Origin of the sequence: Pseudomonas sp. BNK-44-b (genome assembly GCF_047456245.1) — a bacterium.
Classification (GTDB): Bacteria; Pseudomonadota; Gammaproteobacteria; order Pseudomonadales; family Pseudomonadaceae; genus Aquipseudomonas; species Aquipseudomonas machongensis.
Genome location: NZ_CP179908.1, coordinates 1705213 through 1719470, shown reverse-complemented (window position 1 = coordinate 1719470; position 14258 = coordinate 1705213). Strand labels below are relative to the sequence as shown.

Here is a 14258-nt window from a genome sequence, read left to right as displayed (position 1 = left end):
ATTACTGCGTCACAAATAGCCCGACAGCAGCATGGACATCGTTCACCCACCTTGTATAAGGAAACCATGTCCATGGCTGACAACTATCAGCTCAACATCGGCTCCCTCAGGAGCCAGGTCCAGCTGACTCTCCACACTCACCATGCCGCCCGAATCTGGCTGGGTCGCCAGAAGACCGATGACAAACACAGCATTCTTGGGCTGGCTGGCTTCTGCCTCAAGATCAACCAGATCGACCGTGGTGCGGCCCAGGACGACCCATACTCCGACTGGTGGATGATCAGGATCGAGGAGAAAATCCAAGAGGTAGATGATGCGCTCAAGGCAATCGACGGCCGCCTGGATGGGGTGATGGCCCAATTGCCGAAGTCACTCGAAATTGGAGAAAACCTCTCCATCCAGCCGCTGAAGCTACCGCTCTTCATCTCCAACCCGCTGGGCTTCAAGGGCGTCCATCTGCTGACTCAGTATGACGAAGTCGTCCGTCGCATCCTGCTGGCTCAGCACGTCGCTATGATCGGTCGCCGAGATGGCGAGATCTGGATCGATGAAGGCGCTCACCTGCTGCGCAGTCTTTTCGGGCTGGCCCAGCTCCATCGCTTCTCCGGCGCGTCGCGTGACGACTTCGCCGCTAACAATGCCCGTGCTGAAAACGCACGCGAAATGTACAAGCGCTACGGGGATATCTGATCGCTGAAATCATAGTCATCCCACTATCAGGGTGGTTGTCCCAGGTGATGAGCACACGGTGGCTGTTCGCAGCTTCGGCCGCCGGCTTCACGATCACCAGCCTTCTGTGCGCGTTGGCTTGGGACATCCAGAGCATGATCGCCTTTAGAGCCCTGCAAGGCTTTTTGGGGGGCTCGATGATCCCTCTGGTGTTCACCACAGCATTCATTTATTTCACAGGTAAGCAGCGCGTGATAGCTGCCTCGGTGATTGGAGCAGTGGCATCATTGGCTCCCACCCTGGGCCCCGCAGTGGGAGGCTGGATTACCGATGTCCTCTCGTGGCATTGGCTCTTTTACATCAATCTGCTTCCAGGCATTTTTGTAACCATCGCAGTACCCCTGCTGGTCAATGTAGATCGCCCTAATCCAGGCCTATTAAAGAGCGCTGACTACCTGGGAATCGTGCTGATGGCAGTGTTCCTCGGATGCCTCGAGTACTCTCTGGAAGAAGGTGCACGATGGAACTGGTTCAGCGACAGCACGATTTTATTCACTTCCTGGGTTGCGGGCATCAGCGGAATATTGTTCGTGTGGCGTTGCCTGGCTATCCAGACTCCTATCGTTGACCTGCGAGCGCTACGAGATCGCAACTTCGCCTTGGGCTGCCTCTTCTCCTTCATCACCGGCGTAGGAATTTTCGCCACCATCTATTTGACCCCGCTGTTCCTTGGTCGAGTCCGCGGTTACGGCGCGCTGGACATCGGGCTAGCGATATTCTCCACGGGTGTGTTTCAGCTGCTGGCTATCCCTGTATATGCGTTCCTGGCCAATCGAATCGATCTGCGATGGATCATGATGCTGGGGCTCACGCTTTTCGCCATATCAATGTGGGATTTCTCCCCCATCACCCACGATTGGGGGGCCAAGGAGCTCCTGCTGCCACAAGCCATTCGCGGGTTCGCTCAGCAAATGACTGTGCCGCCCACAGTAACTTTGACTCTAGGAGCGTTGCCGCCCGCACGCCTTAAGCTCGCCGCAGGGCTATTCAACCTGATGAGAAATCTAGGAGGCGCGATCGGCATCGCGGCCTGCGCTACCATTCTCAACGACCGGACGAACCTTCATTTCCTCCGTCTTGCGGAGCACCTGAACGTACGCAATGAAAACTTGAACATCTGGCTGGAGCAGCTTCAGGAGAATGCCCAAGCTTATGGCCAGAACAGCCTAGATTCGAATCCGTATGTGCTGCATCAGCTCTGGGCATTGACCTGGCGTGAAGCCCAAACGCTGTCATACGCCGACGCGTTTTTGGCAATCATGCTCTGCTTCATTGTCGCGGTCGCGCTAGTACCACTCATGCGCAAAATCGTCGCACCGGCTCGACCGTCAGGAAATCACTGAAATACAGGTCGGGAAAGGGCTGCATAGCAGCCCTCAGTGACTTAGCGCTTGGTTGGCAGCCAGTTAAGGAGAAAATCAGTGACTACTTGTGGGTTTTCCAGATTGGATATGTGACCGGCACCAGGTATTTGCGCTGCCAAGCAGCTGATGGTCCGTGCCATGAGGTTTGCTTCCTCTGGCGGACGAGGTATGTCCTGATCACCACAAAGGACGATCGTTCGATCACTCGCCAAATGGGCAGTTTTTGATAGAAGGTCAGGTCTTCCGAAAATTATCCGACCCATTGGATCAAGGCTATTGCGAATGCGCTCAGCGCTACTGGCCTTGAGGGCTGCCCGGAAATCCTCGCGAATATCCGGCACTGTCTCTCCGCCTGCGTGGAAGAAGATCGGTACAACCACATCTAGCAACGGATCAGGAAAGACCCCTGCCGCACTGGCAGCATCCAACAAGCCGAAATATTTCAACCGGGTTCCCTCGGGCTCTGCACCAAGAAACGTATCCATCAACACTAGGCGATCGACGCGCTCCGGATGCTCAAGAGCCAACTGAGCTCCCCACATCCCTCCGACTGACAAGCCAACCAAGTGACATTGTTCAATGTCCAGGGCATCAAGCAACGCGACGTGCTGACGAACCAGAGCGCTCATATCTGCTGTTTGAGCAGGAGGAGCGTCCGAGTGGCCGTGTCCCCAGAGCTCGGGAACGATCACACGGAAATGTTGGGAAAGAGCCTCAATTTGGGGCTGCCACATGTCCGCGGACCAGAGATAGCTATGGCCAAGTACAACCGGAAAGCCTTGGCCCACGTCGACGTAGCTCATCTTGGCCCCGTCTACTTCAATGAATCGTCTATGCATGGCTAGATAGTCTCAATCTTCGCTGCGTCAAAAAATGATCCGACATCGTGCCGCTCATCCACTGATCCAAAAATGACAAAAATGGTCATGTTTTCAGACATGCCGGCATGCTGTGAATGGGGATAAATCCGTATACGGTGCTACCTGAGATGATTGGACAAGAACCTGAGCCGAGAGCGAAAGAGCTCGTGCAGCTTCGCCAATAGCATGGTCATCAAGGGAATCGAATAGATCCCGCCACCGAATGAGCGATACGCCGCTCAATGCATATTGGAGCTGATCATGAAAAAACTCATCGTTGCCATCGCCTTAGTGACCCCCGCCGCTTTCGCAGTGGCACAAGACAACAATCCGGACTTAGACGCTCACCAGTACCGCTACGGTGACGTGATTGACGTGGATAAAGTGATCTCGCAAGACATCGTGGTTCAGTCCGAAACTTCACAGGCGCTGGAAACGGTGAAGCTGGTGTACCGTGATCACGCGGGGGTAGAGCATGACCTTTACTACAAACGCGTCGCTGAAACGCATCAAGACAGCTGATTTACGATTTGGTGACTGGCCCGGCGCTGTGCGCCGGGCCCACCGCGAAATCAACCCGCATCCTTAGCCAGCCTAGCCTCCACTTCATCCAGCTTTCGCTCACGCCGGTATTGTCCAGGGGTCTGCCCCAGAACATCCTTAAATACTTTGCTGAATGACGCCTGCGTTTGGTACCCCACCTCCAAAGCGATATCGCTCAAACCAGAGTCCGTCTTCGCCAACAGCAAGCAGGCAATTTCCATCCTGATTCGAACCAGTAAGGTACCCGGCGGACAACCTGCTATGCGTGTAAAGGCCCTCATAAAGCTGGCTCGCGACATGTTTGCCATCTCTGCCATGCGCTCAACGGTCCAGGCATCTGAGGGATCCTCTAACAGCGCATGCCATACCTTGGAAAGACGGCGGTCGGCCAGAAGACCAATGCTGCTCTCAACAGGAGGGCTGCTATCCAGCCAAGACCGCAGAACCATTGTGAACAATGCGGTAGTCAACGCATCGACTATGGACCGAGCTCCGTGATTATTGGCTTCGGCTTCGCTACGAATCAGCCCAATCATTGCCGAGAGCGCAGAAGAGGACTGTGTCGCACTCAAGCTGACATGGATGTAATCAGGAAGCGCTTCGAAAAGTGATGAACCTGGCTGGTAGAGAAATCTGCCGCAGAGCAGATCCAGGGGCTCGCCTTCGCCGTCCAACCGGTGCACGGGTAAAAGCCCATCCCGAACTACTTGAGGGCGATTTTTCTGATCGACACTAGGATCGCTTTGCAGCAAGTGGTCGGTGCCGTGTGGGAGCAACAGGATGTCGCCAACGTTGAGCTCAATGAGGCTGGTGTCAGGCAAACGTAAGTGGCATCGGCCTGCAAGGACGATATGGTAGCGCGCAGTCCCAAGCTCATCCGGCTGATGGTCGATCGCCCAACGTCCCGCGAAATGGCAACGCAGATCCATGCTGCCGCGCACGTCGGCAAGCGTGATGAGTTTGTCTAACGTCGTCATGGTCATCTCTTCAGAAGGCTATCCGGGCGCCAATTTAAATCAACCCAAGGGAAAGCGCAGTCGCAAGAGGCGATGATTTGAGACGATTGGCAAAAAGGCGGAGCGTATCCGGCAAAAGCACGAAACGGCATTTTCTTAGGATGGACTCATCTTGAAACCACAAGGAATCACACCATGAGTCCCTATCAACTGCTGGTCACTGCAAGCCGCCTGGATAAGCTTGGAATCCATCTCGTACGCTTCGGCGTGGCCATTGTTTTCCTGTGGATTGGTGCATTGAAATTCGTGCCCTACGAAGCGGACAGCATCACTCCATTTGTAGCAAACAGCCCGTTCTTTTCGTTCCTATACGCACACCCAGAGGCTTATCGAGAACACTTCACCCACGAAGGCCAGCTCGATCTGGCACAGCGTGCTTGGCAAGTGGCAAACCACACCTATGCCTTCTCCAATGGACTGGGCATTGTTGAGATCAGCATAGGGCTGTTGGTACTGGCTTACCTCATCTCACCGAAGTTGGGTCTCGTGGGAGCTGTGCTCGCTTTCCTTACGCCAGTCGTGACACTTTCATTCCTCATTACAACACCTGAAGCCTGGGTGGCGAATCTCGGAGACGCTGAGTTTGGCTTCCCGTACCTTTCTGGAGCTGGACGCCTGGTCTTGAAGGACGTGTTGATGCTCGCAGGAAGCGTGTTAATGATTGCTGACTCTGCTAAGCGGATAGTTGAAGGCGCCAGCCTAGTCAAACGGGAAAGTAAGAGAGTGAGCGGTTAGGTAGCCCTCGCACCCGCGAGCTAGCGCTACGCGCGGTCGCGGGCAAGGAGTATCTATGCGTCGATCGCGGTCTGTCGAATCCGGCTGCTTTCGACCCATAGCGGTCACTTCGTATTGCGTAGCGATGCCTCCAACACCCCTAGAAAAAGGCGCACACGATGCGGCACCTGCTGCCTGGTAGGAAGCACAGCAGTGATGCAAAGCTGCTCGGGGGTAGCATCCACCAACTCCACCAAACGCAAGTTGCCGTCTTCGAGATCGCCGCGCACATCCCAGAACGTGAGCATTGCTATGCCCAACCCTTGTTTGCTCGCAGTGCGCACTGCTTCGACGCTGTTCGCAGAGAATAAGCTTTCACCTTTGAAGCCAACTGTTTCCCCTAGCTGGACGAAAGGCCAATGCGGCATACCGTGAAGAGCGATGCAACGATGGCGGCTTAGGCTAGCGAGTGTGGTGGGCGATCCATGCTGTTCTAAATAAGCAGGGCTTGCGCAAAGCACGCGGGGATTTGAAGCAAGCGAACGAGCAACCAAGCCAGAATCACGAAGGGTCGCTATCCTGATTGCCACGTCGATTCCCAGGCTGACAATGTCTACGATACTGTCCGAGAGGTGGAGATCTATCTGGAGAGCAGGATTATCGGCCAACAACTGAGGGATGAGCGGCATGATGACGGCCTGACCGAATACTGTCGGAGCTGTCACCTTGAGTACGCCGCTGGCCGTTCCTGCGTTTGCCCTCAACGTGACTTTCGCCGCCTCGCTCGCGCCAAGCATCGTCTTAGAAAAGGGCAAGAAAACTTCCCCTTCGGGCGTAAGCGCAACGGAACGCGTGGTGCGGTGTACCAGCCGGACCTCCAGCTCACGCTCAAGCGAAGCAAGCCGCCGCGAAACCGCCATGGGTGACAGCCCTAGCCGCCGAGCTGCGCTTGAAAGGCTGCCGCTTTCAGCAATGGCTGCGAACACTTCGACGTCTGACATCTGCATCTTTATATCTCTTTGTGTTAAAGCGATTTATCTCTTTAGCCCAGTTTTCATCGGCTCTTCTGATGCATAACCTCTGCACATTGGCCATTCGGCCGCAATCGCACAGAGGAGACTAATGATGCTCGAGTCGCGAATTCTAACTCCATATGATATTTCAAGCCGATCCTTGAAGAATCGGCTAGCGGTAGCGCCTATGACTCGGGTCAGCGCCACCGAGACAGGGCTCGCCACGCAGGAAATGGTGCGCTATTACGAGCGCTTCGCCAAAGGAGGCTTTGGCCTGGTCATCACAGAAGGCATATATACCGATCAGCAGTACTCCCAGGGATACCCCTATCAGCCAGGCATTACAGATGACCAACAAGCCGGCGCTTGGCGAATGGTCACAGACAGCATCCACGCGCACCTTGGGGCGGTCTTTGCGCAAATCATGCATGCAGGTGCTCTCTGTCAGGGCAATCGCTTCGTCAACGTCTCGATAGCCCCTTCAGCGCTGCGTCCCAAGGGAGAACAGATGAAGTTTTACTATGGCGAAGGTCCTTATCCTGTGCCCCGAGCCATGACAGAAGAAGATATTGCTGATGCCATTGAGGGATTTGCACAGGCTGCAACCTTGGCAGTCAACGCAGCAAATTTCGATGGCATCGAAATTCATGGCGCAAATGGATACCTGCTCGATCAGTTCCTCACTGACTACACAAATCAGCGTAACGACCGCTGGAGTGGCTCTTTAAAGGCCCGACTTGCTCTGACCCTTGAGATTGTCAAAGCAGTTAGAAAGGCTGTGGGCGCGGTGCCTGTGGGCGTTCGAATCTCGCAGAGCAAGGTCAATGACTACGAGCACAAATGGGCCGAAGGTGAACACGCTGCTGAAGTGATCTTCGGCTCACTCAATGATGCTGGAGTCGATTTCGTTCACGTAACGGAATTCGAAGCTTGGAAACCAGCATTTCCAACTAGCCATAGCAGCCTCGTATCGTTCGCTCGTCGTTACGCGCCGAAGGCGGCGGTGATCGCAAATGGTGGTCTACATACGCCAGAGCACGCGTGCTCCGCGATGAATGAAGGTGCTGACATCATAGCCATCGGCAAGGCTGCGCTCGCGAACCCGGATCTACCCCGCCGCCTAGCCAACAAAGAAGCTCTGAATAAGTTTGACGCCTCCATCCTTGGACCTATCGCGAACATAAAGGGTAGTGAACTGGCTGTGGTATAGAGCGACGCTAGCTTTCTCGAATGACTGCTATGGGTCGAAAGCAGCCGGTCAAGATAAAGCCGTGCGCTGGTCAAATCCGATGCAATTGGCTGGTCAACTCGGAATTAAGTGCAACCACCCAGATGAGTGGCGGCCGTTTTCCCGCAGGGCTAGATTAATGGCACCGCTCAGATGGGGGCACCGGTGGAGGTGTTGCCAGTGGCAACACTCCCTACCATTGATGTGACAGCAGCAGGCCTGCCCAGCCAGACATCGCCAGGAACGGCCCCAAAGGAATTTTTGAGGTGCTGGCCAGAGCTTTTTGCAGCTTGAGGTATCCACATGCAAGGGCTGCAAGTAATAGGGTACAACCGACTGTCCAGAAAAGTGCCCGCCAGCCAGTCCATGCCCCAATTAGGGCCAACATCTTAAAGTCGCCAGCGCCCAGGCTTTCTATGCCGGTAATGAATTTCACTAGGTGGAAAACTGACCAAAGGCTCAGATAGCCCATGGCGCAGCCCCAAAGTGCCTCGTGCAGCGTCGTGAAAACTCCAAAAGAGTTGAGCACGAGACCGATCCATAGCATGGGTATCACTAGCGCATCCGGCAGCATATGGTGCTCACTGTCGATCAAGCTCAAAGCCAGAAGAGACCAAGTGAACAGCAGGGCAGAGAATGCCTGCATGGTTGGCCCAAAATGCACCGTCACCACGAACGACAAGACAGCGCAGCCGATTTGCGCGGCCCAGGTTCCACGTACCGTAGATCCGGTCGTTTGAAGCTTGCAAGGCTCATCGAGATCCAACCCGAGTAATTCCCGAGCATCCCGCTGGCATTGTTGCTCGAGGATTGCAGGCAGCCAGCAGGCAACCCAAGTACTCAGGCGACCGGCCAGAATACCCAAAACGATGGAGCCAAGCCCTAGGGTGATATCACGCCCCATCCAATCACTCATCGGTGGAATCCTCGCGACGACGTGGGTCAAGCAGGGCTTGGAGCGAAGTAAGAGCGGAGTTCGCTGTCTGCATCGCGGTCGCTGTCGGTGCCGGCTTCTGGGCAGGGGGCTGGGCAGCGCGGGCAACCGTCCGTGCCGGTGGAGGCGTTTGCGGCGGAGTTGTATCGGGCGCTGAAGGGCTCCACTCGGCGTTGAAGTCGCCCCGGATGGCCTTGCCAGCAAGGGTAGTCAGGTATGCAAGCGGCTTGGCTACCCCCATCAGCCATTCTTCCCATCGAGCTTCCCCATGAGCTTTTCACTTGCCACTGGCTGGTCAACTGCAAAGGGATCAATTGTGATCTCGTTCCGCTGGCTCAGGTCAAGCAGCAAAACCTCCGCCTTGATGTACCGAAAGCCCTCTCTGGAAACCCGCTCTACCCCCTCCTGCACAGCCTTTGTCAGCAAACTTGTCCCATCCATGGTATACGGCAATATCATCAGAATTCGATCAGGTAACTAAGGATCAACCGATTTTCATCCGCTGCGTCGGCAAAGTTTGAGCGCATGCTTGCATTGCGCCAACGTAGGGATAAATTTCTCAAGGCTCCTGACTGCACCACATATGTGATATCTGTGGTGCGTTCCCATTCCTCACCCTCCCCACCGCGCGCCTTGAGCGCCCTGCCCTTGGCTGTGGCAATGCGCTGCGGATCAACCTGGTTACCCTTCACATAACGCACGTTGAATGTCAGCCCAGGGATGCCGAGGGCGGCAAAGTTGTAGTCATATCGCAACATCCAGGCTCGCTCGTTGGCCAGGGCGAAGGTGCTGACCTGCTGTTCGCTGAACAGATAGGTATCAGTACCGCCCACATAGGCGTAGGCGGTGGCGCCGCTGACCTTCTGGTAGCCGCCGCTGAAGGTGTGGCCGTGCAGGCTGTAGCCGAAGTTGGTGCTCAAGGTGCGGTTGTCAACCTTCCCCAGCAACGCCCCGCCCTGTTCCTTGGCGTTGAACCAGCGCCACTCGGTGAACGCCTCACCCGGCCCCAGGGCGATGCGGTACTTGAAACCAGCAAAATTGCGGCGGAACAGGTCTTCGAGTTCACTGCTGTGCAGGCTCAAGGTCAGGTTCTTCAAGGGTTGGTAATCGGCCCCGGCGTAATACAACCGGTCACTGCTCACTGTCGCCGTATAGGCGCCTTGTTGCGCCATCGCCGCCAGGTCTTCGAAATCGGTGGAATCGCGCAGCTTGGTCGCATCCACCTGCAACAGGGTGAAGGTGAAATCATCCAGATCCTTGCTGACCAATTGCGCCCCGTTAAACCACTGGGGGAATAGACGACTGTAGTTCGATGCTAGCAGCGGCAGTTGCGGGCTTAGCCCACCGACCAGCAGTTCGGTCTGCGACCGCTTCGCCTTGAACGTGGCAATTGCCTTCCCGTAGTTGTCCGCTGCACGCGTGTCGCTGCCACGCGGCAAAAGGCCGGTGCCACTCCGGTCGGGCGAAGAGTCGAGCTTGATACCCAGCATACCGGCTGCATCCAGGCCAAAGCCGACAACTCCATCGGAATAACCAGATTGCCACTTGAGCATGAAGCCCTGGGCCCACTCGGCGCGTCGCGACTGGCTGGCAGTATCACCATGGAAATCGCGGTCGAAGTAGAGGTTGCGCAGCTCCAGGCTGCCCTTGCCGTCGTCGACAAAGCCTGCCTGAGCCTCTTGGCACGCACAGCCAAGCGCCGCGAGCATCAGCGATGCCCGCCAGGAGGAGGATACATTCATAGTTACGCCTTGTTGTTCTTGTTGGAAAGCGCTGTTGTTCAAGCCTTGGGATTTCTGACGCAGCGCATCACGACCAGGCAAGCGATCAAGATCAGCGGTGCAATCGACAGCATGCCCATGAAGCTGCTGCCGGTAAGGTCATTGATTTTACCAACCATCACCGGCGCGACGATGCCGCTCAGTTGGCCGACCGAGTTTATCGCCGCAGTGCCCGTTGCGATGGCCAGCCCTGAGAAAGTCGATTGGGGAATTGTCCAGAAGATCGGGATGGCGATGAATGTGCCAGCGGTGGCCAGCACCAGCGCAGCCATAATGGCCACCGACGAGTCGGAGTACAGGCAAGCCAGCAGATAACCGCAAGCAGCGGCCAGAAGGCAGTACACCAAGTAGCGCTTGCGCTCACCCGTACGGTCGGATCGGCGGGTCAACCACACCATGCCAATGCAGGCCACTGCATACGGCAATGCCGACAGCACGCCGACCCACAGCATGTCCTGCACGCCGGACGACTTGATCAGATGTGGCATCCAGAAGTTCAGGCCGTAGGAAGCAGTTTTCACCACATAGTAAATGAACGCCATGATCGCCACTTCGCGGGTCAGCAGCACCTGCCAGATCGACCCCAGCATTGGTTTCTGCACGCGCCTGTCCTGAGCCAAGTTCTCCGACAGCAGGTCTTTCTCCTGTCGGCTAAGCCATCTGGCCGACTCGATGTCGCGGTCAAGCTTCCTTAGCACCAGTAGCCCCAGAAGCACGCATGGCAAACCCGACATCAGAAACAGCCAGTGCCAGCCCGCCAGACCCAAGACACCATCCATGGTTCCCAGCAGGAAGCCCGCAGCCGGCCCGCCCACCGCCCCAGCCAAGGGCACGGCAAGGAACCACAGGCCGTTCATTTTGGCCAAGTGTTTCTTAGGGAACCAGCAGGCCAAGTAGAACAGGATCGCCGGGCCGAAACCGGCCTCCATCACACCGATCAGGAAGCGTAGGAAATACAGGGTGTACTGGGTGTAGGCAAATACCAGCGCCGCCGTGGCCAGGCCCCAAGACACCATGATCCGGCAGATCCAGGCTGGCGCCCCGTAGCGTTTGAGGCCCAGGCTGCTCGGCACTTCGAACAGCACGTAGCCGATGAAGAACATGCTCGCGGCCAGTCCGTAGGCGGCGTCGCTCAGGCCCAGTTCAGCCTGCATCTGGGTCTTGGCGAAACTGATGTTGATGCGGTCGAAGTAGGAGAACAAAAAGCAGATGATGGCCAGCGGCATGATGCGCCAGGCCACGCGGCGGTACAGCAGCAGTTCATCGATGTGGCTGTCGGCGCGCTCGCGCGCCACTTCGCCGGTCAAGGCAACCATGGTGGATCTCCATTCTTGTAATTATTGGAGAGCGACGGCGCCCGTTGTAGGCGCCGCGTACAACGTGTCAGCCAATGCGCACGAGCTTGCCCTTGAACGCCTGGCCCTTGCGCACGTACTCGGCAGCATTGGCGTGCAGGCCGGCGATCGCTTCAGGGCTCAGTTCACGTACCACCTTGGCCGGCGCGCCGAGGATCAGCGAATTGTCGGGGAACACCTTGCCTTCGGTGACGATGGCGCCGGCGCCGACCAGGCAGTTGCGGCCGATCACCGCGCCATTGAGCACCACCGCCTGGATCCCGACCAGCGCGCCATCGCCGATGCTGCAACCGTGCAGCATGGCCTGATGGCCGATGCTGACGTTACGCCCCACGGTCAGGGCAAAACCCGGGTCGGCATGCAGCACCGCGCCTTCCTGCACATTGCTGTGCTGGCCGATGCGGATCGGCGCGTTGTCACCGCGCAGCACTGCTTGCGGCCATACGCTCACGCCCTGCTCCAGGGTGACATCGCCGATGACCGTGGCTTCCTCGGCGATGAAGCTTTCCGGGTGAAGGGTCGGGGTCAGTGTGTCGTATCGATAGATGGCCATTCAGCGCACTCCCTGGGCCGGGTGGTCGGTTTTCAGCACCCCCGCCGCACACAGCTCGGCGATGCGTTCATCGCTATAGCCCAGCTCGCGCATGACCTTGTGCGTGTGTTCGCCAATCCGCGGAATCGGCCGGCGCGGCTGCAGGCGCTGGCCGTCCAGCGACAGCGGCAGCAAGGGCATCGGCGTGCTGCTGCCATCTTCCAGCAGCTGGTCAGCCAGGCCACCGCTCTGGATCAGGTGCGGGTCGTCGAACAGTTCTTCTGGGCGGCGGATCGGCGCGAACGGAATACTGTTCGCCTCCAGTTCCGTAGCCAATTGCTGGGCATCGAGATTGGCGAACACCTCGGCCAGATGTGCCAGCAGCCGCGGCCGCTGCAATACCCGGTCATTGTTGGTTGCCAAGGTCGGGTCGTCGAGCAAAGCGGTCTGGCCCAGCAATTGGCACAGTGCCTGCCACTGGCCTTCACCTGTGGCAGCGACGAACATCTGCTCGCCGCCCGCGAAGGTGAACACATCGTAGATCGCCCAGGCACTGATCCGGTTGGGCATCGGCGCCGCGGCCTGGCCGGTCACCACGTACTGCTGCATGTGCTGGGCCGCGAGCAACACGCAGTTTTCATACAGTGCGCTCTGTACCTCGCGGCCGACACCCGTGGTGTTGCGCTCATTGAGCGCGGCCAGCACGCCAATGGCGCCGAACATGCCGCCCATAATGTCGTTCACCGAACTGCCGGCGCGCAGGGGGCGGCCCACCGGCCCGGTCATGTAGGCCAGGCCGGCCATCATCTGCACCACTTCGTCCAGGGCCAGGCGGTTGTCGTACGGGCCACTGAGGAAGCCCTTGTGCGAGGCATAGATCAACCGGGGGTTACGCTGGCGCAGCGTGGCGCAGTCGAAGCCCAGTGTGTGCATGCGCCCGGGTTTAAAGTTCTCGATGAATACGTCGGCGCTGTCGATAAGGGTCAGCACCGCCTCGCGGCCCTCGCGCGTGTCGAGGTCGACGGCAATGCATTGCTTGTTGCGGTTGAAGGTGCGGAAGAACCCCGCCCCTGCCCCGAGCAAACGGCGAGTACCGTCCCCGCGCGTGGGTTCGATCTTGATCACTTCGGCACCCAGGTCACCAAGGATCATGCCGCAGGTGGGGCCCATGACCATGTGCGAAATCTCGACGACACGAATGCCGTCCAAAGGGAGTCTGGACATCAGGCGATTCCTGGGTAGTTGAGCGGCAGGCCGGCGCTGGCGATGGCGCCGTAGAGGGGTTCATCCGGCAATGCCTCACGCAGCAGCTGGCGCGAGGCGATCAGCGCTGGCAGGTCGATGCCGGTGTCGAAGCCCATGCTTTGCAGCATGAACACCAGGTCTTCGGTCACCGTGTTGCCCGATGCTCCCGGGGCAAACGGGCAGCCGCCAAGGCCGGCAAGTGAGGCATCGAGCTCGCGGATGCCCTGCTGCACCGCCACCAGGCTGTTGGCCAAGGCCAGGCCACGTGTGTCGTGGAAGTGCGCAGCACGCAGGCGCTCGCCAGCAATGGCGCGCACGGCCTGGATCACCGTCGCCACTTGGCCGGGGTTGGCATAGCCGGTGGTGTCGCCCAGCGAAACCAGGTCGCAGCCCGCCTCGATCACCTGGCGGGTCAGTTCGCACAGGTCGCCCAGGGGCACCTCACCCTGGCGGGTGCAGCCAAACGCCACCGACATGCCGGCGATCATCTGCACCTCATGGCGCCCCAGTTCATTGCGCAGCTGGCACATGCGCCCCAGCTCCTCGACCATCTCCCGTGGCGTGCGGCGCACGTTGGCCAGGCTGTGGGCGGTGCTGACCGAAACCGGCGCGACGATCCGCTGGGCGCCGGACTCCAGCGCATCCTGCGCACCGCGCAGGTTGGGCGCCAGCACCGTCACCAACAGATCCGGATAAGTCAAGGCGTGGGCCACCACCTGTCTGGCATCGGCCATCTGCGGCAGCAGCCGGGCCGGCACGAACGAGGCGACTTCCATATGGCGCACGCCAGCGGCATAGGCGCTGTCGATCCAGCGCAACTTGGCGGCAGTCGGCATCACCGTGTGCAGGCTTTGCAGGCCATCGCGCATGCCGACTTCATTGATGGTTATTGTTGTCATCGCGGTCTCTCTGTCTGGAGCGTGGGGCCAGACTAAGAGCAGCAC

Annotated in this window: 12 protein-coding genes and 2 pseudogenes; 5 read left to right on the top strand and 9 right to left on the bottom strand. The window is 58.0% G+C overall.

Annotation, left to right across the window (positions count from 1 at the left end):
• Positions 1 to 72: 72 nt before the first annotated feature.
• A pseudogene (locus tag ACMGGG_RS07960) lies at positions 73 to 687 on the top strand (PFL_4669 family integrating conjugative element protein); the annotation flags it as partial.
• Positions 684 to 2072, top strand: a pseudogene (locus ACMGGG_RS07955) (DHA2 family efflux MFS transporter permease subunit); the annotation flags it as partial. The pseudogenes ACMGGG_RS07960 and ACMGGG_RS07955, both read left to right, overlap by 4 nt.
• Positions 2073 to 2113: 41 nt before the next feature.
• On the opposite strand, the gene ACMGGG_RS07950 reads toward ACMGGG_RS07955, so the two are convergent.
• Positions 2114 to 2932: an alpha/beta hydrolase gene (locus ACMGGG_RS07950; protein WP_325979344.1), complete on the bottom strand. Its 819-nt coding sequence runs from the start codon at positions 2930 to 2932 to the stop codon at positions 2114 to 2116.
• Positions 2933 to 3214: 282 nt separating this feature from the next.
• Between ACMGGG_RS07950 and ACMGGG_RS07945 the strand changes: the two genes are divergently transcribed.
• Positions 3215 to 3475, top strand: a complete 261-nt coding sequence (locus ACMGGG_RS07945) for a DUF2790 domain-containing protein (protein ID WP_414155198.1) — start codon at positions 3215 to 3217, stop codon at positions 3473 to 3475.
• Between the two features lie 50 nt (positions 3476 to 3525).
• On the opposite strand, the gene ACMGGG_RS07940 is transcribed toward ACMGGG_RS07945, so the two are convergent.
• The gene (locus tag ACMGGG_RS07940; RefSeq protein WP_325979340.1) at positions 3526 to 4473 is read right to left on the bottom strand and encodes an AraC family transcriptional regulator; all 948 of its coding nucleotides are present in this window, start codon (positions 4471 to 4473) and stop codon (positions 3526 to 3528) included.
• Between the two features lie 174 nt (positions 4474 to 4647).
• On the opposite strand from ACMGGG_RS07940, the gene rclC reads away from it, so the two are divergent.
• On the top strand, positions 4648 to 5247 hold the full coding sequence (gene rclC / locus ACMGGG_RS07935; RefSeq protein ID WP_414155197.1) for a reactive chlorine resistance membrane protein RclC: 600 nt from the start codon (positions 4648 to 4650) through the stop codon (positions 5245 to 5247).
• Between the two features lie 104 nt (positions 5248 to 5351).
• Here rclC and ACMGGG_RS07930 read toward each other — a convergent pair whose 3' ends face one another.
• A complete protein-coding gene (locus ACMGGG_RS07930; protein WP_414155196.1) occupies positions 5352 to 6233 on the bottom strand; it encodes a LysR family transcriptional regulator in 882 nt (293 codons plus the stop codon).
• 115 nt (positions 6234 to 6348) lie between these two features.
• On the opposite strand from ACMGGG_RS07930, the gene ACMGGG_RS07925 reads away from it, so the two are divergent.
• Positions 6349 to 7449 carry a tRNA-dihydrouridine synthase gene (locus tag ACMGGG_RS07925; protein ID WP_414155195.1) on the top strand — a complete coding sequence of 367 codons (1101 nt, stop codon included), beginning with the start codon at positions 6349 to 6351 and terminating at the stop codon, positions 7447 to 7449.
• Positions 7450 to 7660: 211 nt separating this feature from the next.
• Here the strand turns inward: ACMGGG_RS07925 and ACMGGG_RS07920 are convergent, their stop codons facing one another.
• The 6 genes from ACMGGG_RS07920 to ACMGGG_RS07895 all read right to left on the bottom strand — a co-directional run bounded on the left by ACMGGG_RS07920 (position 7661) and on the right by ACMGGG_RS07895 (position 14213).
• The gene (locus ACMGGG_RS07920; protein WP_414155194.1) at positions 7661 to 8383 is read right to left on the bottom strand and encodes a prepilin peptidase; all 723 of its coding nucleotides are present in this window, start codon (positions 8381 to 8383) and stop codon (positions 7661 to 7663) included.
• A gap of 476 nt (positions 8384 to 8859) precedes the next feature.
• Complete coding sequence (locus tag ACMGGG_RS07915; protein WP_414155792.1) at positions 8860 to 10143, bottom strand: OprD family porin; 1284 nt, start codon at positions 10141 to 10143, stop codon at positions 8860 to 8862.
• Between the two features lie 38 nt (positions 10144 to 10181).
• On the bottom strand, positions 10182 to 11498 hold the full coding sequence (locus ACMGGG_RS07910; RefSeq protein ID WP_414155193.1) for an MFS transporter: 1317 nt from the start codon (positions 11496 to 11498) through the stop codon (positions 10182 to 10184).
• A gap of 67 nt (positions 11499 to 11565) precedes the next feature.
• Positions 11566 to 12090, bottom strand: a complete 525-nt coding sequence (locus ACMGGG_RS07905) for a gamma carbonic anhydrase family protein (protein WP_414155192.1) — start codon at positions 12088 to 12090, stop codon at positions 11566 to 11568.
• A complete protein-coding gene (locus ACMGGG_RS07900; RefSeq protein ID WP_414155191.1) occupies positions 12091 to 13293 on the bottom strand; it encodes a CaiB/BaiF CoA transferase family protein in 1203 nt (400 codons plus the stop codon).
• Positions 13293 to 14213 (bottom strand): hydroxymethylglutaryl-CoA lyase, encoded by a 921-nt coding sequence (locus ACMGGG_RS07895; protein ID WP_414155190.1) that lies wholly within the window; start codon positions 14211 to 14213, stop codon positions 13293 to 13295. Before ACMGGG_RS07895 ends, ACMGGG_RS07900 begins: the two co-directional genes overlap by 1 nt.
• Between the last annotated feature and the right edge of the window lie 45 nt (positions 14214 to 14258).